At 73.7% G+C, this 19620-nt stretch carries 16 protein-coding genes; 6 read left to right on the forward strand and 10 right to left on the reverse strand.

The features are described from left to right. Positions 1–5: 5 nt before the first annotated feature. The 7 genes from QRN56_RS04670 to QRN56_RS04700 all read right to left on the reverse strand — a co-directional run bounded on the left by QRN56_RS04670 (position 6) and on the right by QRN56_RS04700 (position 9104). The gene (locus tag QRN56_RS04670; protein ID WP_285101572.1) at positions 6–1199 is read right to left on the reverse strand and encodes an LLM class flavin-dependent oxidoreductase; all 1194 of its coding nucleotides are present in this window, start codon (positions 1197–1199) and stop codon (positions 6–8) included. 247 nt (positions 1200–1446) lie between these two features. Next, positions 1447–2442 (reverse strand): aldo/keto reductase, encoded by a 996-nt coding sequence (locus tag QRN56_RS04675; protein WP_285101574.1) that lies wholly within the window; start codon positions 2440–2442, stop codon positions 1447–1449. After that, a complete protein-coding gene (locus tag QRN56_RS04680; RefSeq protein ID WP_285101575.1) occupies positions 2439–3896 on the reverse strand; it encodes an LLM class flavin-dependent oxidoreductase in 1458 nt (485 codons plus the stop codon). Before QRN56_RS04680 ends, QRN56_RS04675 begins: the two co-directional genes overlap by 4 nt. A 50-nt stretch (positions 3897–3946) precedes the next feature. Further along, positions 3947–5611, reverse strand: coding sequence for a dipeptide ABC transporter ATP-binding protein (locus QRN56_RS04685; protein ID WP_285101576.1), 1665 nt, complete (start codon positions 5609–5611; stop codon positions 3947–3949). Continuing rightward, positions 5598–6521 (reverse strand): ABC transporter permease, encoded by a 924-nt coding sequence (locus tag QRN56_RS04690; protein ID WP_285101578.1) that lies wholly within the window; start codon positions 6519–6521, stop codon positions 5598–5600. The genes QRN56_RS04685 and QRN56_RS04690 overlap by 14 nt, the downstream gene beginning before the upstream one ends. Beyond that, positions 6518–7468: an ABC transporter permease gene (locus tag QRN56_RS04695; protein WP_285101581.1), complete on the reverse strand. Its 951-nt coding sequence runs from the start codon at positions 7466–7468 to the stop codon at positions 6518–6520. The genes QRN56_RS04690 and QRN56_RS04695 overlap by 4 nt, the downstream gene beginning before the upstream one ends. Before the next feature lies 1 nt (position 7469). Next, entirely contained in the window at positions 7470–9104 is a 1635-nt protein-coding gene (locus tag QRN56_RS04700; protein WP_285101582.1) for an ABC transporter substrate-binding protein, read from the reverse strand. 254 nt (positions 9105–9358) lie between these two features. On the opposite strand from QRN56_RS04700, the gene QRN56_RS04705 reads away from it, so the two are divergent. Together QRN56_RS04705 and QRN56_RS04710 are read left to right on the forward strand one after the other, a co-directional pair. Beyond that, positions 9359–10414, forward strand: a complete 1056-nt coding sequence (locus QRN56_RS04705; RefSeq protein WP_285101584.1) for an NADPH-dependent oxidoreductase — start codon at positions 9359–9361, stop codon at positions 10412–10414. Between the two features lie 100 nt (positions 10415–10514). Continuing rightward, the gene (locus tag QRN56_RS04710) at positions 10515–11534 is read left to right on the forward strand and encodes an aldo/keto reductase (protein WP_285101586.1); all 1020 of its coding nucleotides are present in this window, start codon (positions 10515–10517) and stop codon (positions 11532–11534) included. A gap of 41 nt (positions 11535–11575) precedes the next feature. On the opposite strand, the gene QRN56_RS04715 is transcribed toward QRN56_RS04710, so the two are convergent. The 3 genes from QRN56_RS04715 to QRN56_RS04725 all read right to left on the reverse strand — a co-directional run bounded on the left by QRN56_RS04715 (position 11576) and on the right by QRN56_RS04725 (position 14175). Next, positions 11576–12139 carry a flavin reductase family protein gene (locus QRN56_RS04715; protein WP_285101588.1) on the reverse strand — a complete coding sequence of 188 codons (564 nt, stop codon included), beginning with the start codon at positions 12137–12139 and terminating at the stop codon, positions 11576–11578. Beyond that, entirely contained in the window at positions 12136–12786 is a 651-nt protein-coding gene (locus tag QRN56_RS04720; RefSeq protein WP_285101590.1) for an NAD(P)H-dependent oxidoreductase, read from the reverse strand. Before QRN56_RS04720 ends, QRN56_RS04715 begins: the two co-directional genes overlap by 4 nt. Positions 12787–12927: 141 nt before the next feature. Next, positions 12928–14175 carry an aminotransferase-like domain-containing protein gene (locus QRN56_RS04725; RefSeq protein ID WP_285101591.1) on the reverse strand — a complete coding sequence of 416 codons (1248 nt, stop codon included), beginning with the start codon at positions 14173–14175 and terminating at the stop codon, positions 12928–12930. Positions 14176–14390: 215 nt separating this feature from the next. Between QRN56_RS04725 and QRN56_RS04730 the strand changes: the two genes are divergently transcribed. The 4 genes from QRN56_RS04730 to QRN56_RS04745 all read left to right on the forward strand — a co-directional run bounded on the left by QRN56_RS04730 (position 14391) and on the right by QRN56_RS04745 (position 19604). Continuing rightward, positions 14391–15878, forward strand: coding sequence for an FAD-binding oxidoreductase (locus QRN56_RS04730; protein ID WP_285101593.1), 1488 nt, complete (start codon positions 14391–14393; stop codon positions 15876–15878). Positions 15879–16020: 142 nt separating this feature from the next. Then, entirely contained in the window at positions 16021–17697 is a 1677-nt protein-coding gene (locus tag QRN56_RS04735; RefSeq protein WP_285101594.1) for an ABC transporter substrate-binding protein, read from the forward strand. 33 nt (positions 17698–17730) lie between these two features. Continuing rightward, on the forward strand, positions 17731–18759 hold the full coding sequence (locus tag QRN56_RS04740) for an ABC transporter permease (RefSeq protein WP_285101596.1): 1029 nt from the start codon (positions 17731–17733) through the stop codon (positions 18757–18759). Continuing rightward, entirely contained in the window at positions 18756–19604 is an 849-nt protein-coding gene (locus tag QRN56_RS04745; RefSeq protein ID WP_285101597.1) for an ABC transporter permease, read from the forward strand. Before QRN56_RS04740 ends, QRN56_RS04745 begins: the two co-directional genes overlap by 4 nt. Positions 19605–19620: the final 16 nt, after the last annotated feature.

Here is a 19620-nt window from a genome sequence, read left to right on the forward strand (position 1 = left end):
GCTCCTCAGGCGTTCGGCGCGTCGGCGAGGACACGCGTGTCGTAGCGGTTGGCGGGGCGCGGCAGCCCGAGGGACTCGCGCAGCGTGGCACCGGGGCGCGGCACCGCGGTGAGGCGGGCGGCGCGCAGGGCGGGCAGGACGTCGCGCGCGAGCACGGGCAGGTCGACGTCGAGCACGGCGGGCAGCAGCCGCACGCCGTCGACCGGCCGGCGTCCGTCCGGACCCGGGGTGGCGAGCTCGGTGAGCAGGGCGACCAGCCCGGCGGCGTCGCCTGCCCAGCGCAGGGCGCGCGTGTCCCACGGCGAGCGGACGCCGACGGGCGTGCTGGCGTCCAGCACCGCGAGCCGGTCCGCGCCGGTGCGGCCGCCGGCGTCGAGCACCACCTCGAGGTCGACGCCGACGAGCGGTGAGTGCTCGCGTGCGGCCTCCGCGTTGCCGCGGGCCGCGCCCACGCCCGCGCCGCCGACCAGCGTGACGTCGACGAGCGGCTCCGCCCCGCCGGGCCGGTCACCGGCGCCGGTGCCGTCGAGCGCCGGCGGCACGTCGCCGTCGGCGGCCAGCACCACGAGCTGCCCCTGGGGCGGCCGGGGCGTGATGAGCGGGCCCTTGACCGAGAAGGTCTCGCCCTCGAAGTCGACGTGGTGGATGCGGTCGCGGTCGACGTACCGGCCGGTGGCGACGTCGCGGATCACGGCGTCGTCCTCCCACGAGTCCCACAGGTCCCGGACCACCCGCACGACGTCGCGCGCCTCGCGGGTCACGTCGCCCACCACGGGGCGGCCGTAGGCGTCGGCCGTCGCGGCGTCCCGGGTCACCCCCGGGATCCAGCCGGCGCGCCCGGCCGCCGCGATGTCCAGCGACGCGAGCTGCGCCGCGACGTGGAAGGGCTCCGGGTAGGTGGTCGGCACCTGCGGCACCAGGCCGATCGCCGTCGTCGTGCGGGACACGAAGGCGGCGCGGGTGACGGACTCCAGCCGGGCCGACGCCGGCGAACCGGGTACCGCCGGGAGCAGCGCGTCCGTGAAGGAGACGAAGGTGAGGCCGGCGTTCTCGGCCTGCCGGACCGTGCGGGCCAGCCGGGCGCCGGACACGAGGTCGGCGCCCGCGAGGCGCGCGACGGCGGCGGCCGCCGGGTGCGCGCCCGCGCCGTCGGCGTCGAGGCCGACGAAGAAGGACGAAGGGGGCTGTGAAGCGGACAAGAGATCCTCCGATGTCGTCGCGGCGCACCCCCGCGGACTGCCGCGGACGCCGACCGCGCGCAACATAGCCCCGGCCCCGCCCGACGCAATGGCCGGACCGGATCGTCTCGCCATCCGGTCGCTGCGACCCTCCGGCCCGCAACCCGGCCGCCCGGACGGCGCGGTTGACCACAGCGGTTGCTGCCAGAGAGGCGCGCTCTCTGGCAGCAACCGCTGTGCTCAACACCCGGGGGTGTTCCGCCGGCGGTCAGCCGACGCGGCCCGGGCCGCCCGTCAGGGTGCCCGGGAGGAGGTCGCGGAGCTCCTGCTCCTCCTCCGAGGTGGGGACCCAGCGGGTTGCCAGGAGGTTCTCGTCGAGCTGCTCCGGGACCGTGATGCCGGTGATCACGCTGGTCACCGTGGGCTGCGCCAGGAGCCAGCCCAGGGCGAGCGCGCTCGGGGTCACGCCCCGGTCCGCGGCGAACCGCTCGAACTTCTCCAGCGCGTCCCACGGCGCCTCGCCGAGCAGGTACGTCTTGAGGTTGGTGATCTTGGCGCCCTCCGGCGCGTTGTCCCGCGAGTACTTGCCGGTCAGCAGCCCGTTCTGGAGCGGGAAGTACGGCAGGAACCCGAGGCCGAAGTGCTCCAGGGCGCCGATCAGCTCCTCCTCGGGCTTGCGCCACAGCAGGCTGTACTCGTCGGTCGTGGAGACGAACCGGGCGTAGCCGTGGGCCGCGGCCACGTGGTCGGCGTCGGCGAGCTGCCAGGCCTTGAAGTTGGACGCGCCCACGTACCGCACCTTGCCGTCGCGCACCAGGGTGTCGAGCGCGGAGAGGGTCTCCTCGATCGGCGTGAACGGGTCCGGGAAGTGGATCTGGTACAGGTCGATGTAGTCGGTGCCGAGCCGGCGCAGGCTGTCCTCGACCGCCGCCAGGACGTACTTGCGCGCCCCCGTGCGGCCGTACGAGGGCCCGCGGTCCGCCGCCAGCGAGCGGCCGAACTTGGTGCCGATCACCACCTGGTCGCGCCGCCCGGCCAGCGCCGTGCCGAACAGCTCCTCGGACAGGCCGGTGCGGTCGCCGTAGCCCTCGGCGATGTCGAAGTAGGTCACGCCCAGGTCGATGGCGCGGTCCACGATCCGGTTGACCTGCTCCTGCCCGACGGCGCGCATGCCGCTGCGGCCGAAGGTGCTGGCGCCCACGCCGAGCTCGGACAGGACCAGGCCGGAGCTGCCGAGCGCGCGGTACCCGGCGGGGAGCGTCATGCTCGGGCCTCCTGCGCCGCGAACTGGTTGGGCGGCACCGGCAGCCCGAAGTGGCCGCGGAATGTGTCCGCCTCGTACTCGGTGCGGAACACGCCCTTGTCCTGCAGGATCGGCACCACCTGCCCGGTGAACCGCTCGAGCTGGTCGAGCATGGCCGGCGACTGGATGTTGAAGCCGTCGGCGGCGCCCTGCTCGAACCACTCGATGAGCGTGCCCGCGACGTCGTCGGCGGTGCCGATCGCGAGCGGGAAGCCGCCCCCGATGGAGTTGTGCAGCAGGTCCCGGCCCCGCACGGTGCCCGCCTCGACGGTGCGGCCCGTGCGGTCGGCGATGGTGCGCAGCAGCTTCTGCCCGACGTCGTTCAGCTCCGCGGCGAGCGAGGGCGTCAGTGCGCCGTCGAGCCCCAGCGGACGCAGGTCGGCGCCCGTGCGCTCCCCGATGGAGCGCAGGCTGCGCGCGCCCTTCGGCAGGGGTGCGCGGCCCCGCTGGGCGGCCTGGAACGCCTCGCCCGTGTAGTAGTCGTCGGGCTGGTCCCCGGCCACGGGGTCGTCGTCGACCGGGAGACCCGCGTTCAGGCGGTCGAAGAGGTCGATCGCCTCCTCGCGCGTGTCGCCGATGACGGGCGTGATGCCCGGCAGGAAGAAGATCGGCTCCTCCCGGCCGCGCAGGCGCAGGGCCCGCGCGCGGACGTCGGCGTTGAACTCCGCCGAGACCTCCCGGGTGGGCGGGCCGGTGAAGTTGATGTCGCAGTACTGCGCCGTCAGCTCGCGCGACAGCTCGGAGCCGCCCGCGTACAGGAGCGGCACGTGGCCCTGCGGCGGGCGCAGCATCGGCAGCGTGCCCGCCACGGAGAAGAACTCGCCCTGGTGCTCCAGACGGTGGATCTTGCTCGGGTCGAGGTACTGCCCGGACTCCTTGTCCTGGAGGTAGGCGCCGTCCTCGACGCTGTCCCAGAGCTTGCGGATGACGTCGATGAACTCGGCCGCGCGGCGGTACCGGCTCTCGCCGCCCAGGTCGGGCAGGCTGAAGTTCTTGGCGGCGAGGTCGTTCGCGCCGAGCACCACGTTCCAGGCCAGGCGGCCGCCGCTGAGGTGGTCCAGCGAGGCGGTCAGCCGGGCCAGGATGTACGGCTCGTAGAAGGTCGGGTGGGCGGTCACGGCGAGCCCGATCCTCGACGACTGCAGCGCGAGCTGCGACGCCAGGGTGAACGGCTCGAGCCGCCCGGCGTTGTGGGTGGTCCCGTAGTGCTCGCGGTAGACGTCGCCCGGGAGGGTGTCGCCGAGGAAGAAGAAGTCGAACTTCGCGTCCTCGACGAGCTTGAGCACCTGCGCGGGGTAGGCCAGGCCGAAGGGGTCGGGCGCGGCCGACTCCGGCAGCCGCCAGCCGCCCCAGTGGGTCCCGTTCAGCCAGTACATGTATCCGAGGTGCAGCTGGCGCTGTGCCGGCTCGCCCATGGCGGTTTCCTTTCGTCCGGTGCGGTGGTGCGTCGTGCTTGTTGCTGGGGCTACGGCGTGCTGGGTGCCGCCGCGGCGGCGGGGGCGGCCCCCGGGATGGAGGCCAGCAGCCGGCGGACGTAGTCCGTCCGGGGCCGGGAGATGACGTCGGACGCCGGGCCGTGCTCGACGACGTCGCCGTGCCGGAGCACGAGGACCTCGTCGGAGAGCTCCGCGACCACGCCGAGGTCGTGCGACACGAACAGGTACGTCAGCGAGAGCCGGTCCTGGAGGTCGAGCAGCAGGTCGAGGATCTGCCGCCGCACGGTGACGTCGAGCGCGGAGACCGGCTCGTCGAGCACCAGCACCTCGGGATGGGGCGCGAGCGCGCGGGCGATGGCGACCCGCTGCCGCTGGCCGCCGGAGAGCTCGGCCGTGTAGCGGTCGGCGACCGAGGCGGGGAGCCCCGTCTGCTCCAGGAGCTCGTCGACCCGCCGTGCCCGCTGGGCCGCGCCGCCGATCCGGTGGCCGGTCAGCGGCTCCTCCAGGATCGACCGCACGGTGGTGCGCGGGTTCAGGGAGGCGAACGGGTCCTGGTAGACCATCTGGACCTTGCGGTACAACGCGGCCTGGCCGGCGCCCCGGCGGTGATGGACCACGGGCTCGCCGTCCACCGTGACGCTGCCCGCGCTGGGCGGCGTCAGGCCCGCCAGGAGTCGCACCAGCGTGGTCTTGCCCGATCCGGACTCGCCCACGATGCCCAGCGTGGTGCCCCGCCGCACCTCGAAGCTCGCCCCGGCGACCGCGGTGACCGCCGTCCGCCCGCGGTGGGCGTGGAAGGTCTTGGCGACCTCGCGGGCCCGGACCACCACGGGGGCGTCGGCGGGCACCCGTGCGGCGGTGCGCTCGTGCCTCGCGGCGGCGGCGTCGGCCCCGGAGAAGCCGAGCGAGGACGACCGCAGGAGCTGCTCGGTGTAGGCGTCCCCGGGGTCGGCCACGACCTCCCGCGTGCGGCCGGAGCGCACCAGCACGCCGTCCTTGAGCACCGCGATCTCGTCCGCGCGCTCGGCCGCGACCCCGAGGTCGTGCGTGACGAGCAGCACGGCGAGGTCGTTCTCCGCGACCAGGCCGCCCAGCAGGTCCAGGATCGTCTTCTGGACGGTGACGTCCAGGGCGGTGGTGGGCTCGTCGGCGACGAGGAGGCGCGGCCCCGTGGACATCGCCGCCGCGATCAGCACGCGCTGGCACATGCCGCCGGACAGCTCGTGCGGGTAGGCGCCGTAGATCGTCTCGGGGTCGCGCAGCCCCACCTTGCCGAACAGCTCGATCACGCGCTCGCGGCGCTCCGCCTTGCCGGCCAGGCCGTGGGCGCGCAGCGGCTCGCCCGCCTGGACGCCCACGGGCAGGAGCGGGTTGAGCCCGAGCAGGGCGTCCTGCGGGATGTATCCGATGTCCTTGCCGCGGACCGCGCGGCGCTCGCGCTCCGGCAGGCCCGTCAGCTCCCGGCCGGCGAAGGTCACGCGGCCGGCGACCACACGGCCGTTCTCGGGCAGGGTGCCGGTGACGGTGCGGCCCAGGGTCGACTTGCCCGAGCCGGACTCGCCGACCAGCGCCAGCACCTGGCCCGGACGCAGCGAGAGGCTCACGTCGTCGAGCACGCGGACCGGTGGACGGCCCGGCAGCGCGAACTGGGCGCTGACGCCGTCGAGGGTGAGCAGGGGTTCAGGCGACGACACGGGTTCTCCCTCGGTCGATCGACCGGCCGATGCGGTACACGGCCAGCACGGAGACGACGATCACGAGGCCGGGCAGCAGGCTCAGCCACCACTGCGCGGCGATGAAGGTGCGGCCCTCGGCCACGAGCAGGCCCCACTCGGGCGTGGGCGGCGGGGCGCCGAGGCCGAGGAAGCTCAGCGAGGCGACGGTGAGGATGGCGCTGCCGATCTCCATCGTCGCGTAGGCCAGCACCGACCGGGTGGCGTTCGGCACCACGTGCCGCAGCAGCCGGTAGGCATAGCCGTGCCCGGCGAACACCGACGCCTCGACGTACCGGGCGCCCGCGACCTTCAGCACCTCCGACCGCATGAGTCGGGCGAAGGTCGCGGTGCTGTTGATCCCGATGGCCACGGCGATGTTGATGGTGCCGTGCCCCAGCGCCGAGATGATCGCCAGCGACACGATGAGGCTCGGCACGGCGAGCATGACGTCGACGACGCGCATCAGCACGCTGTCGAGCCAGCCGCGTACGGCGCCGGCGACGAGCCCGATCAGCGAACCGCTGACCAGGCCGATCAGCACCGCGATCACCGCGGCCTGGAGCGACAGCCGGGTGCCGTGCACGGTCCGCGTGAACTGGTCGCGCCCCAGGTCGTCGGTGCCGAACAGGTGCTCGGGGCCTGGCGGGAGCAGCATCGCGTCGCCGCTCTGCGCCAGCGGGTCGCCCGGCGCGAACAGCGTCGGGGCGAGTGCCGCCGTGACGATCAGCACGAGCCATACGTACGACACCAGCAGGCTGGGCGTGCGCGCGACGTCGACCAGCCGGCCGAGCCACCTGCGGCGTCGTCCCTCGCCCGGGCGGGCCGGGGCGGGCGCGGCCGGACCCGCAGGCCCCGCGGCGACCGCCGCCTCTGTCTCGGTGACGCTCATCGGCCCTCCAGCCGGATGCGCTTGTCGACCAGCGGGTAGAGCAGGTCGACGACGAAGTTGACGGTCACGAAGATCAGGGCGCTCACGGTGACCGCGACCAGCACCACCGGCATGTCGCGCCCGTTGACGGAGTCGACGACGAGCCGGCCGATGCCGGGCCGCGAGAACACCGTCTCCGTGAGCACGGTGCCGCCGACCATGACGCCGATGAGCGTCCCGAGCGCCGTGATCACCGGCAGCGACGCGTTGCGCAGGGCGTGCCGCACCACGACGTCGAACCGGCTGAGCCCCCAGCTGCGCGCCGTCTCGATGTAGGGCGAGGTCAGCGCGCCGCGCAGGTTGGCCGTCAGGAGCTGGGAGATGGTCCCGCCGCCGGCCACGGCGATCGACAGCGAGGCCACCAGCAGGCCCAGGAACGTCTGGTCCCCGAACGCGTCGATCCAGCCGAGCCGGAACGCGACGAGCTGCACCAGGACGAGCGCCACCAGGAACGGCGGGAGCGAGACGGCGACCGGCGGCAGCGAGACGAGCAGCTCGCGCAGCCACCGCCAGTCGGTCAGCTCGATGACCACGGACAGCGCGACCCCCAGCACGACCGCCAGCGCCAGGCCCAGGAACGCGAGCTGCAGCGTGGCCGGGAAGGCCTCGAAGAACACCTCGACGGCGGGCCGGCGCTGGTAGAGGCTGTCCCCGAAGTCCCCGAGGACGGCGCCCGACAGCGCGTCCCCGTACTGCACGAGGACCGGGCGGTCCAGGCCGAGCAGCTCACGCTGCTCGGCCAGGAGCTGCTCGACGTCGCCGCCGGAGGCGCCCATCGTCAGGCCGCCCGCCGCGTCGCCGGGGACGATGTAGAGCAGGAAGAACGCCCCGGTGAACGCGCCCCACACCACGATCGCTGCGTAGCCCAGCCGCCGCACGGCGTACTTCAGCAGCCCGTACCTCAGCACCTCACTTCTCCGAGAGCCAGGCGTTGTAGAGGTACTGGTCCAGGCCCACCGGCTGGATGTCGTGCACCGTGGGCTGGAAGGCCCAGATGTCGGTGTCGTTCACGATCGGCAGCACGTAGGCGTCCTCGACCAGGAGCTGGGCGGCCTCGTCGACGATCTTCTGCCGCGCCTCCGGCTCGATCACGGTGTTCTGCTCCTGGAGCAGGTCGTCGAGGCGCCGGCCGGTCTCGTCGTCGTCCGCGATGAACGAGCGGTTCGAGCCCGTCTCCACGCCGTAGTTGGCGCGCAGCACGTCGGGGTCCGGCGTGGAGTGGTACCAGTAGGCGATGTCGTACTCGCCGGACAGCAGCTTCTCGTTCGCCTCTGCGTCCAGCGGCGGGTCCAGGACCAGCTCGATGCCGAGCTCCTTCCATTGCGCCTGCACCACCTGCTCGGCCGCGCCGTCCCGCGGGAAGCGGAAGGAGAGGCGGTCGCCGGCGGCGTTGACCCGGATGCCGTCGGACCCGGTCTCGGACCAGCCGGCCTCGTCCAGGAGCTGCTTCGACAGCTCCGGGTCGTAGGTGAGGTACTCGCTCTGGTCGGAGTAGAACGGGTTCGCCGTGCTGAGCGGGCCCGTCGCGGCCTGGTCGTAGCCGCCGGAGACCAGCTTGGTGAACTCCTCGCGGTCGATGCCGTGCTGGAGCGCCTGGCGCACCCGGACGTCCTTCAGGACCTTCGAGGAGGTGTTGACCGGCCACTCCGTACCCGTCGCGGGGTTCGTGGTCTCGGTGATGGTCAGGCCGGCGGCCTCGAGCTGGTCCACGTACTTCGCGTTGACCCAGTAGATGAACTGGAGCTCCTCGCCGCCGATGACGGCGCCGTTGCGCACCGAGTCCTCGGGGATGATCTTGTAGACCACCTCGTCGAGGTAGGCCGGGCCGGTCCGCTCGAAGTACTGGGGCGCCCAGTCGTAGTCCGCGCGCTTCTTCAGGACGATCCGCTGGTTGGGCGTGTACTCCTCCAGGTAGAACGGGCCGGAGCCGTCCAGGAACTTCTGCCGCTCCTCGACCGGCAGCGCGGCCGTCTTCGCCGACACGATGCCCGCGTGCGCACGCGACAGGCTCACGAGGAACGCGGCGTTCGGCTTGGCGAACTCCACCTCGACCACGTGCTCGGACGGCGTCCGGATCTCCTTGATGCCCTCGACGATGGTCTTGGCGCTGGAGTGGATGCCGGGGCGGTCGAGGCTCTCGAAGTTCTGCTTGACGACCTCGGAGGTCAGCGCGGTGCCGTCGTGGAACGTCACGTCGTCGCGCAGCGTGAACGTGTAGACGCGGGCGTCCTTGACGGTCCACTCGGTGGCCAGCCAGGGCTCGATCTCCTTGGTCTCCGGGTTGAAGAAGACCAGCGAGTCCGTCAGGGCCCGGGCGACCGTGCGCCACACCTGGTTGACGACGGCGGCGTCGACCCCGTTGGGCTCGGCGGCCAGGCCGATGTTGAGGGTGCCCCCGGGGCGGTCCTCCTCGGGCACCGGTGCTGACGCGGTCCCGGAGCCGGTGCTGCAGGCGGAGACCACCAGGGACACCAGCACGGCCGCGGTGGCGGCGAGGCGCCACCGTCCGCGCCTGTTCGTGGCGGGCCTTCTCGTCGTGGACACGGTCTTTCTCCTCGGATCGGGAACGTAGGTGACACCGCCCCTTGCAGTGCGGCGGGAATGAGACGGGAAAAAATCCGACGAGTCAACCAATCCGGCAAAGAGTCCATATAGTGGGCGGACGGCGCCCGCAGCCCTGTCACCGGGCGCGACAGCTCTCCGTGGCTCCTGTCCGGAGGGTGAGACGCCGAACTGGGGCATTGACGAAGGGCCCCCGACATGAGTGTCTGGCCTTCCGTCCACCCCACGGAGCACTCATGACAGCCATCGACGCCTTTCTGGTCACCACCCCGACCGAGACAGCTCCCGCACCCCCGGCCCGCAGGCCGGCCCGGATCACCCGAGCACCCCGGGCGCACCAGCCCGGTACCACGCCCGAGATCGCGCGCGACGAAGCGCACGGCTCCACGCGCGACCCCTCCCAGCACCCCGAGTCACCCGAGCACGCCGGCCGGCTCGCCGCGGCCCGCGTCCAGGTCGCCGCCCGCTACGGCGTGAGCCCGCGGCGCGCCGACACCGCGGCCCCGCAGGTGTCCGCGACCATCGCCGCGGCGGCCGACCTCCCGCGGTCGGTGCTGGACGTCCAGCTCGCGCACCGTTCGGTCCGGCGGTTCCTGCCCGGACCGCTGCCGCCCTCCGTGCTGCCCACCCTGGTGGCGGCCGCGCAGTCCGCGCCGACCACGTCGAACCTCCAGCTCTGGAGCGTCGTGGCCGTCACCGACCCGGCGCGTCTCGCCCGCGTGGCCGCCCTGTCGGGCGAGCAGGAGCACGTGCGCGACGCGCCGCTCCTGCTGGTGTGGGTGGCCGACGTCGCCCGCGTCCGCGCCCTCGCCGAGCGGCGGAACACGTCCGTGCACGCGACCGGGTACCTGGAGACCACGGTCACCGCGTACCTCGACGCGGCGCTCGCGGCCCAGAACGCCGTGGTCGCCGCGGAGTCGCTCGGGCTGGGCACCGTCTACCTCGGCGGGGTCCGGGACCGGCCCGAGGAGCTCGCGGGCGAGCTGCGGCTGCCCCGGGGCGCCGCGCCGGTGACGGGCCTCGTCGTCGGGCGTCCCGACCCGGCCTGCCCGGGGCGGGTCAAGCCACGGCTGCCGCAGGCCGTGGTGCTGCACCACGAGACCTACGACACGGCGCGGCAGCTCCGGCCGCTGGCGGCCTACGAGAAGCGCATGACCGACTTCTACCGCGACGAGGGGCTCGACGGCGGCTGGATCGGGCGCACCCTGACCCGCCTGCGCGGACCCGCGGCCCTGCGCGGGCGGGAGCGGCTGCGGTCGGCGCTGGCCGCGCTGGGCATGCCGTCCTGGTGACCGGGCGGCTCGCCGCACCGGCGGCGAGCCGCCCGTCTCGCCATGCGAGAGCCTGCGGGCGCTCCTTGCCGACGGCGGCGCGGGGTGGTCGGCTGCGGGCATGACCACTGCCAGCAGCCCCACCCCGCCCGTCCCCACCCGCACCCTGGGCTCCGGCCCGTACGCCCTGACCGTCTCGGCGGTCGGGTTCGGCGGCATGTCCGTCGCCGACTCGTACGGCCCGGCCGACGCCGCCGAGGCCGAGGCGGTGCTGCTGCGCGCGCTCGACCTCGGCGTCACCCTGATCGACACCGCCGACGTGTACGGCCACGGCCGCAACGAGGAGCTCATCGGCCGGGTGCTGGGCCCGCAGCGCGACCGGATCGTGCTGGCGAGCAAGCTCGGCCTGCCCCCGGCGGGCGGCCACCCCGACGGCCGGCCCGTCGACGGGCGCCCCGAGTACGTGCGCCGTGCGATCGACCGGTCGCTGGCCCGCCTGGGCACCGACCACCTCGACCTGTACTACCTGCACCGGGTGGACCCGCAGGTGCCGGTCGAGGAGACGGTCGGCGCGCTGGGCGAGCTCGTCACGGCGGGCAAGGTGCGGGCGGTCGGGCTGTCCGAGGCCGGCGCCGAGACCGTGCGCCGCGCCCACGCCGTGCACCCGATCACGGCCGTGCAGAGCGAGTACTCCCTGTGGACCCGTGACCCGGAGGACGCCGTCCTGCCCGTGCTGCGCGAGCTCGGCATCGGGTTCGTGCCGTTCTCCCCGCTGGGCCGCGGCATCCTGACGGGCACCGTCGACTCGACCGACGCGCTCGCCGCCGACGACGTGCGCCGCAGCCACGCCCGCTACGCCGGCGAGGCGTTCGAGCACAACCGCGCGCTGGTGCGCTCGCTGGAGTCGCTGGCCGCCGAGCGGGGCGTGACCACGGCCCAGCTCGCCCTGGCGTGGCTGCTCGCGCAGGGCGACGACGTGGTGCCGATCCCCGGCACCAAGCGGCTGCGGTACCTGGAGCAGAACGTCGCCGCGGCGTCGCTGGTCCTGTCCGCGGACGACGTCGCGGCGATCGGCGCCGTCATCCCGCGCGACGCCGTCCAGGGCGTCCGCCACCCGCGCCCGGAGCTCCTGGAGGCGTGACCGGGGCTGCGCCGCGTCAGATCGCCGCGGCGCAGCCCGCGTCAGATCGCCGTGTCGTCGCCGATGCGGTGGTACGCCCGGTTCTTGTACACCAGGGGAGACGCGGCAGGCTCCCCGCCGGCCTCGGTGAGGCTGGACGCCAGCGCCCGCAGCGAGACGAGGTAGCTGTCGCCGATCGGGGTGCGCTGCACGACGCGTGCCCGGAACCAGGACACGGCGCCGTCGATGACGGGCTCGCCCGTGGGCAGGGGTGTCCAGCCGCCGTCGGCGAAGCGGTCGATGCCGCTGGTGGCGAAGCGGGCGGAGACGTCGTCCTGGTGGTCGGCGAGGAAGCTGACGGCGAGTGTGCTGGCCTCGGAGATCGCGGGCCAGGACGACGAGGTCGAGGCGAGCGAGAAGGCGAGCAGCGGGGGCGCCGCGGAGACGGAGATGACCGAGGTGGCGGTGAACCCGACGGGCCGGTCCTCGTGCAGCAGGGCGACGACGGCGACGCCGGCGGGGTGGTTGCGGAAGACGGTCTTGAACTCGTCGGGGCTGAGCTGGGGCTCGTCCTGCTGGGCCAAGAGCTCCTCCAGGGCGGACAGGTCGATGTTCTCCGCGGTCATCGTGCGACCTCCTCGACACCGGCAGCGGCACCGGCCGGGACACCGGCAGCGGCACCAGCCGGAACGCGGGCCGGGACGACGACGCCGGGGCCCGTCGCCCGCCGCAGCGACTCGCCCGCGCGGCTCAGCCAGGCCTCGATCACGCCGTCGAGGTCGGCGAGCTGGCTCTCCGTGACGGTCAGCGAGCGGGCCGGCACCACGGCGCCCAGCTCGACGAGCACGGGCCGCAGGTGCACCTCCCCGGCCAGCGCGTGCGCGGGGTTGCCGGAGACCACGAGCGGGACGGCGACCACGCCCGCCAGGCCGTCGTTGCCGTACAGGTCGAGGAAAGCCTTGAGCAGGCCGGTGTAGGCCGCCTTGTAGACGGGGGTGGCGACGACGGCGACGGTGGCGCCGGCGAGGCGCTCCTTCGCGGCGTCGGCCTCGGGGTGCTCGGCGGCGAGGATCTGGCCCGCGAACGTGGCGAGGTCGATCGTGGCGACGTCGTCGATGCCCAGGTGCGCGGCGATCCGGTGCGCCGCGGCCTCGGCGGCGCGCAGGGTGCGCGACCCGGGACGGGGGTTCCCGGAGACGACCACGACGGTGCGTGCGGGCGGGGCGGTGGTGGTCGGTGCGGTCGGTGCGGTCGGTGCGGTGGGTGAGGTCATGGGAGGGCTCCTCGCAACGTGTTGAGCTCGGTGGTCGCGCGGTGGGCGGTTGACCGTGGTGGAGGTATAGGCGGCGAATCGGAAGATGACCAGGAGGAGACCCGGACTTCTCACTATCCGGACCCGGACGTGGGCGGCGCGTCAGCCGAAGGCGCGTGCCAGCCGCTCGACGGCGGTGCGCAGCTCGTCGTCGGTGCGGTCGCCGTACGCGAGCCGGAGTCGGCGCGCCGAGTCGGTGCCCGGTCCCGTCACGAAGAACTCGCCCTGCTGGTAGTCGATTCCCTCGGCGCTCGCGCGGGCGTGCAGCTCGCGGGAGTCCACCGCGTCGTCGGTCAGCCGCGGCCAGAGGAAGAACCCGCCCTCGGGGACGGTGACGTCGAACCGCCCCGGGAGCTGGGTCTCCAGCTCCGAGACGAGCAGCTCGGCACGGTGCCGGTACAGCTCGCGGGCGGCGCCGAGCGTGGTGTCGAACCAGCCGGGGCGGCTGACCAGCAGGTGTTCCACGAGGGTCTGCACGAACGTCGAGGAGTGCGAGTCCTGGCGGTTGCGCAGCCGTACGAAGGTGTCGACCAGGTGGTCGGGGAGCACCAGCCAGCCCAGACGCAGGCCCGGGCCGAGGGTCTTGGTGAACGTGTTGACGTGCACCACGTGCCCGGAGTCGAAGAACACGCGCCGCCCCTGGTCGGTGCCGGCGAACCGCAGCTCGCGGTACGGGTCGTCGGCGATGACCACGAAGCCGTACCGCTCCGCCAGCTCCACCAGCGCGGCCCGCTTGGCCGCCGACAGCGTGCCCTGCGAGGGGTTGTGGAAGTCCGGCACGGTGTACACCGCGGCGATGCGCTCGCCCTCGGCGAGTCGCCGGGCCAGGTGCTCGACGTCGAGCCCGTCCGCCTCGACCGGCACCGGCAGCGTGCCGGCGCCGACGAGCTCCAGGGTGCGCAGGAACAGGGGGTAGGCGGGATTGTCGACGGCCACCAGGCCGCCGCGCTCGACGAGGGCCTGCACCGTCAAGGACAGGCCGTGCATACCGCCGTTGGTGACGAGGATCCGGCGCGGGTCCACACCCTCGCGCTCGGCGATCCAGCCGCGCAGCCCCTCGAAGCCGTGCGATCCGGAGTACTGCAGGGCGGCGGCCGCGCCGCCGGCGTCCCAGACCTCGCCGAGCGCCCCGCGCAGCTCCTGGAGCGGCAGCGCCGACGGGTCGGGGATGCCGCCGAGCAGGCGGATCGCGTCCGGGCGCGGCGACAGCAGGCTCTGGTCGCCGAAGCCCTTCGGGACGGTCAGGCCCTGCGCGAGGGCGGCCGGGACCAGGGGGACCGGCGCCGGCTGCCGGGATTCCGCATCCGGGGCGGCCGCCGTGCCCGGGACGGTCGGGTCGGTGAGCGTCATGTCGTCTCCTCGCAGGTTCGGTGCGGCCGGCCCGACGGCGGGAGCCGCGGCCGGGACGTGCTTCGCGGCGCAGATATACGGCCAGGCACGGCCGGACGCCGCACTGTTGCCGGAACTTCTCAGTCCCTGGACGCCATGGGCCGCCGGCTGCCCAGGATCCGAGACGTCGCGACGGACCGTTGACGGGCGCGGGGCCACCTCGTACAACCGCGACCATGTCGACCACCACCTCGCCCGCAGAGGGCCCTGCCCAGGCCACCCGTCCCGCATCCGCCGGAACACCCGCCGCGGGCGGCGCCGGAACCGGCGTCGCGACCACCGCCCCGGCGCTCGTCGCCGCGCTGCGCGAGCACCTCGCGGCGGCCGACGTGCTCACCGCGCCGGACGACGTCGAGCCCTACCGCTCCGACGTCACCGGCCTGCGCGCGGACCGCCCCCCGGCCGTCGTCGTCGTGCCGCGCACGGTGGAGCAGGTCCAGGCGGTCGCGCGGACGGCGAGCGCGCACGGCGTGCCGCTCGTGGTGCGCGGCGCGGGGACCGGGCTGGCGGGTGCGGCGGCGGCGCCGGCCGACGGCATCGTGCTGTCCACCGCGGGTCTGGCCGGCATCCGGATCGACCCGGACGACCACGTCGCCGTGGTCGGCCCCGGGGCGATCACCGACCACGTCGACCTCGCCGCCCGCGAGCACGGGCTGATGTACGCCCCGGACCCCGCGTCGTCCCAGATCTCGACGATCGGCGGCAACATCGCGACCAACGCGGGCGGGCTGCGCTGCGTCAAGTACGGCGTGACGCGGGAGTCGGTGCTGGCGCTGGACGTGGTGCTGGCGGACGGGACGCTGCTGCGCACCGGGCACCGCAGCGTCAAGGGCGTGGTCGGCTACGACCTCGTGAGCCTGGTCGTGGGCAGCGAGGGCACGCTCGGGATCGTCGTCGGCGCCACCCTCCGCCTGCTGCCCGCGCCCACGCACGTGCGCACGCTCGTGGTCTCGGTGCCTAGCCTGCCCGACGCCGGGCGCGCCGTCGGGGTCGTGACCGGCTCGGGCGTGCGCCCCTCCACGGTCGAGCTGCTCAACGCCGAGACGCTGGAGAACATCGACGCGCACAGCGGTACCGACCTGGTGGCGCGGCACGGGGGCGGCCTCGTGCTCGTCCGCACCGACGGCCCGGGCGCCGACGTCGAGATCACGGCGCTCGCGGACGCGCTGTCCGCCGCGGGCCTGCGCGCCCAGGTGCTCGACGACGCCGAGGGTGAGCGCTACTACGAGCTGCGCCGCACGGGGCGCGGCCGGCGCGACGACCTGTGGTCGGTCGGCGAGGACGTGGCGGTGCCGCGCTCGGCGCTGGTGCCCGTGCTCAAGGCGATCGAGGAGATCGGCCGGCGGTTCGACGTCGCCGTCAGCGCCGTCGCGCACGCCGGCGACGGCAACCTGCACCCCGGCCTGAGCGTGCCGCGCCTGCCCGGCGAGACCGCCCCGCCCGCCCGGCTGCACGAGGCCGCGGACGCCCTGGTCCGCGCGGCGCTCGCGCACGGCGGCACCCTCAGCGGGGAGCACGGCGTGGGCTCGGCCAAGCGCCGCTGGCTCGCGGACGAGCTCGGCGCCGAGCAGATCGCGCTGCAGCGCGCGATCAAGGCGGTCCTCGACCCCGCGGGCATCCTCGCCCCGGGCGGTTTCCTCGCGGACGACGCCGCCGCGCGCTGATCCGGGGAAGGTTTCCCGGAGCAAGGTTGTCTCAATTTTGTGTCTCATGATGTGAGAAGTCCGGCATGAGCCATGGACGTGGGCCCCGTGCTCGCTACCGTCCGCGCCAGTCGTCAGACCACCGCACCTGAAGGAGACACCGATGAGCACCACGTCTTCCGGCCGCCCGCCGGGCCGCACCGGGCGTACGCGCCGGGCGGTCCAGGCCGCCGTCGCCGCCCTCGCCACCGTCACCCTCACGGCGGCCTGCGCGGCCGGCGGCCCGGCGGAGGCCGGCGGGGGGAGCGGCGAACCGCGCGAGGGCGGGGACATCGTCTTCCTCATCGACTCGCTCGGCGACACCTGGATCCCCAACAACAGCTCGATCTCCAGCTTCCAGGGGCACGTCTGGGGCCACGTCACCGACAAGCTCGTCTACGTCGACGCGGAGGGCGAGGTCAGCCCCTGGGTCGCCGAGAGCTGGGAGCAGAACGACGACGCCACGCAGTTCACGCTCCACCTCAAGGACGGCGTGACGTTCTCGGACGGCAGCCCTCTCGACGCGGCCGCCGTCGTCGAGAACCTCGACACCTGGGCGTTCGGCGCGCCGGACGCGGGGATCAGCCCCGTGGGCCTGTTCCCCAAGACCTACGACCGCGCGGAGGCCGTGGACGAGAGCACCGTCGAGGTGTACTTCGACGCCCCGACCCTCGGCTTCGTGCCCACCCTGGGCTACCACGGCTCGATCCTGGTCTCGCCCGAGACCCTCGCCCTGCCCGCCGAGGAGCAGGCAGACCTGTCCAACGACATCGGCTCCGGCCCGTTCGTCGTCGAGTCCTGGAAGGAGGGCGACAGCGTGGTCCTGACCAAGCGCGAGGACTACGACTGGGGCCCCGAGGCCGTGGGCCACACCGGCCCGGCCTACCTCGACACCATCACGTACAAGCTGGTCGCGGAGTCCTCGACCCGTACGGGCGCGGTCCAGTCCGGCCAGGCCGACGTCGCCTACAACGCCACGCCGCAGGAGCTCGACTCGTTCAAGGAGCAGGGTTTCTCGGTCGACGTGCCGCGCTACCTCGGCTTCGTCAACGGCTACCGCCTCAACACCCGCGTGGCGCCGTTCGACGACACCCTGGTGCGGCAGGCGTTCCAGCACGGCATCGACCGCGACGAGATCCTGTCGACCGTCTACACCGAGGACTGGTCCGCCGCCGAGGGTCTGATCCAGAGCAACGTCCCGGAGGCGACGGACCACTCCGACTCCTTCGCCTACGACCCCGAGCTGGCCGCCTCCCTGCTGGACGAGGCCGGCTGGACCGAGGGCGCCGACGGCGTCCGCACCAAGGACGGCGAACCGCTCGAGCTCACGCTCTACCCCAACCCCTACCTGGCCACGTCCAAGGCGATCGACGAGCTCGTGGCCCAGCAGCTCGGCGAGCTCGGCTTCGCCGTCGACATCCAGGCGTACGACGTCGTCACCTTCGGCGAGCGGGTCTCCGACAACACGTCGCTGTCCAACTACGAGGTCACGCGCAGCTTCATCGACGTCGGCACCGTGGCCAGCATCCTGACCGACGCCGAGAACGGCGAGGACTGGTTCGGCCTGGGCCAGAGCGACGAGCGGACCAACGAGCTGCGCGACGCCGTGGCGCAGGCCACCGACCTGGACGAGCGCGCGAAGGCGGTCGACGAGCTGCAGGAGCACCTCCTGGAGGAGGCCTACTTCGCGCCGGTCACGCAGATCGTCCAGCGCATCTACGTGAGCAACCCCGAGCTGCACGACGTGACGTACAACGGGGTCGCCTACGCCAGCTACTACACGGCGTGGCTCGAGGACTGACGGGGCTCGGGGACTGACGGGGGGAGACGAGTCATGAACGCGAGCTACCTGCGGTTCGCCGGCCGCCGCCTGCTCCAGGCGGTCGTGGTGGTGCTGCTGGCGTACGTGTTCACCTTCGTGGTGATCAGCGTGCTGCCCGGCGACCCGGTGACCAACACCCTGCGCAACCCGGAGAACGGCTTCACCGAGGAGGAGATCGCCCGGATCGTGGCCTACTACGGGCTCGACCAGCCCGTGGTGGTCCAGCTCTGGCAGTCGCTGTCCCACTTCGTCGTCGGCGACCTCGGCGTCTCGCTGCGGTCCAACCTGCCGGTGACCCGCCTGGTCGCCGAGGTGGTGCCGTCCACGCTGGCGCTCGCGGCGTCGGCCCTGGCCGTGGCCCTGGTGCTGGCGTTCGCCGTCGCGTACGGCACGCAGAACCTGCCGCGCAGGTACGGGCAGGGCGTGCTGCGGGCGCTCCCGTCGCTGTTCCTGTCGGTGCCGGCGTTCGTGGTGGGCCTCCTGCTCATCCAGGTCTTCGCGTTCCAGCTCGGCCTGTTCCGGGTGATCGAGCCCGACGGCGCGTGGGCCACGTTCTTCGCCGCCGTCGCGCTCGGCATCCCGGTCTCCGCCCAGGTGGCCGAGGTGCTGATCACGGGGCTCGACCACGAGTCGCGGCAGGAGTACGCCGCCGTCGCCCGGTCGCGCGGGCTGGGGCAGGCGCGGCTGTTCGCCAAGCACCTGCTCAAGCCGTCGTCCCTGCCGGTCGTGACGGTGGTCGCCCTCACGGTGGGCGAGCTGCTGGGCGGCGCGCTCATCATCGAGACGATCTTCGGCCGCACCGGCGTCGGCAGCCTGGTGCAGCGCTCGGTCTCCACGCAGGACCTGCCGGTGCTGCAGGCGGTGGTCTCGCTGGCGGCCGTCGTGTTCGTCGTCGTCAACCTGCTCGCGGACCTCGTCTACCCGCTGCTCGACCCGCGGGTCCGGCTGGACCGGGCGCCCCGGAAGGCGGCCGGGCAGCCCGGTCCTGAGCAGCCCACGCCCGAGCAGCCCATCCTGGAGAGGCAGGTGAGCGTCCCATGACCGCCGCCACCACCGTCGTCGGCTCGTGGCGGACGGCGTCCGCCCGCGCCTGGTCCGGCGCCGTCCCGCCCACCGTGCTGCTCTCGTTCGCGGTGCTCCTGGTCGTGCTGCTGTGGTCGCTCCTGCCCGGCGTCTTCGCGACCCAGGACCCCGTCAACGGGGTGCCGGCGGACAAGCTCCTGGGGCCGAGCGCGGCCCACTGGTTCGGCACCGACCACCTCGGCCGCGACCTGTTCGCGCGGGTCGTGCACGGCACGGCGTCCTCGGTCACGAGCGCGCTCGTCGCCGTCACGATCGGCGTCGTCGTCGGGGGTGCGATCGGCCTGGTCGCCGGGTCCGCCGGCGGCTGGACCGACGTCGTGCTGGCCCGCGTCGTCGACGTGCTGCTCGCCATCCCGAGCTTCCTGCTCGCCGTGGTCATCGTCAGCTCGCTCGGCTTCGAGACCGTCAACGCGGCCATCGCGACCGGCGTCTCCGCCGTGGCCGTGTTCGCCCGGGTCATGCGCGCCGAGGTGATCAAGACCCGCCGTGCCGTGTTCGTCGAGGCGTCCGTGCTGCAGGGCGGCTCGCGCGCGCACGTGCTCCTGCGGCACGTGCTGCCCAACGCCTCGCGGTCGCTGCTGGCGCTCGCGGTGCTCCAGTTCGGGCTGTCGATCCTGGTGATCGCCGGCCTCGCGTTCCTCGGCTATGGCGACCCGCCCCCGGCGTCCGACTGGGGCCTGCTCGTCTCGTCGGGCAAGGACTACCCGACGGCGCCGTGGCTCGTGTACGCGCCCGCGCTGGTCGTGGTGGCCACGGTGCTGTCCGTGAACCGGATCAGCCGCTGGCTGCGGCGGACCGCCTGACCCGACCTGCCCTGAT

Source organism: Promicromonospora sp. MEB111 (assembly GCF_030209445.1).
GTDB lineage: Bacteria > Actinomycetota > Actinomycetes > Actinomycetales > Cellulomonadaceae > Promicromonospora.

Excerpts from the sequence above, each read along its gene's own strand:
- QRN56_RS04675 (WP_285101574.1), bottom strand. The coding sequence starts at position 2,442 with ATGACGCTCCCCGCCGGGTACCGCGCGCTCGGCAGCTCCGGCCTGGTC.
- QRN56_RS04680 (WP_285101575.1), bottom strand. The coding sequence starts at position 3,896 with ATGGGCGAGCCGGCACAGCGCCAGCTGCACCTCGGATACATGTACTGG.
- QRN56_RS04690 (WP_285101578.1), bottom strand. The coding sequence starts at position 6,521 with ATGAGCGTCACCGAGACAGAGGCGGCGGTCGCCGCGGGGCCTGCGGGT.
- QRN56_RS04705 (WP_285101584.1), top strand. The coding sequence starts at position 9,359 with ATGACAGCCATCGACGCCTTTCTGGTCACCACCCCGACCGAGACAGCT.
- QRN56_RS04710 (WP_285101586.1), top strand. The coding sequence starts at position 10,515 with ATGACCACTGCCAGCAGCCCCACCCCGCCCGTCCCCACCCGCACCCTG.
- QRN56_RS04715 (WP_285101588.1), bottom strand. The coding sequence starts at position 12,139 with ATGACCGCGGAGAACATCGACCTGTCCGCCCTGGAGGAGCTCTTGGCC.
- QRN56_RS04720 (WP_285101590.1), bottom strand. The coding sequence starts at position 12,786 with ATGACCTCACCCACCGCACCGACCGCACCGACCGCACCGACCACCACC.
- QRN56_RS04725 (WP_285101591.1), bottom strand. The coding sequence starts at position 14,175 with ATGACGCTCACCGACCCGACCGTCCCGGGCACGGCGGCCGCCCCGGAT.
- QRN56_RS04730 (WP_285101593.1), top strand. The coding sequence starts at position 14,391 with ATGTCGACCACCACCTCGCCCGCAGAGGGCCCTGCCCAGGCCACCCGT.
- QRN56_RS04735 (WP_285101594.1), top strand. The coding sequence starts at position 16,021 with ATGAGCACCACGTCTTCCGGCCGCCCGCCGGGCCGCACCGGGCGTACG.
- QRN56_RS04740 (WP_285101596.1), top strand. The coding sequence starts at position 17,731 with ATGAACGCGAGCTACCTGCGGTTCGCCGGCCGCCGCCTGCTCCAGGCG.
- QRN56_RS04745 (WP_285101597.1), top strand. The coding sequence starts at position 18,756 with ATGACCGCCGCCACCACCGTCGTCGGCTCGTGGCGGACGGCGTCCGCC.